The organism is Xenorhabdus littoralis, from assembly GCF_033949345.1.
Classification (GTDB): Bacteria; Pseudomonadota; Gammaproteobacteria; order Enterobacterales; family Enterobacteriaceae; genus Xenorhabdus; species Xenorhabdus littoralis.
The window spans coordinates 1-413 of record NZ_VCDP01000219.1; the positions used below are offsets into that span (position 1 = coordinate 1).

The 413-nt window shown below is 59.3% G+C and carries 1 protein-coding gene; it reads left to right on the plus strand.

The annotated features are described in order from the left end of the window. On the plus strand, nt 1–413 hold a 413-nt coding region (locus tag FE394_RS20195), incomplete at both ends, for a phosphopantetheine-binding protein (RefSeq protein WP_319927941.1).

Consider the following 413-nt stretch of genomic DNA (forward strand, 5'->3'; position numbering starts at 1 on the left):
GCGCGGGGGGAAGGATCGGACAAACGGCTGGTGGCTTATGTGGTGGCGGAAGCGGATGAGGAGTTGGCGAACAACCTGCGTGACCACCTGAACGCTGTTTTACCGGATTATATGGTGCCGGCGGCGTTTGTGCGTCTGGATACTTTCCCGTTGACCCCGAACGGCAAGCTGGATCGCCGGGCGTTGCCGGCCCCTGACAGCGAGTCATTTGCCCGTCAGAGTTATGAGGCGCCACAAGGAGAAACAGAAATCACCCTGGCGGCGATTTGGCGTGAGTTGCTGGGCATTGAACAGGTCAGCCGCCACGATAATTTCTTTGCTCTGGGCGGCCATTCGCTGCTGGCCGTCCGGCTGATTGAACGTTTGCGTCAGCAGAACCTGACACTGGCGGTGCGTGACCTGTTTCAGTCACC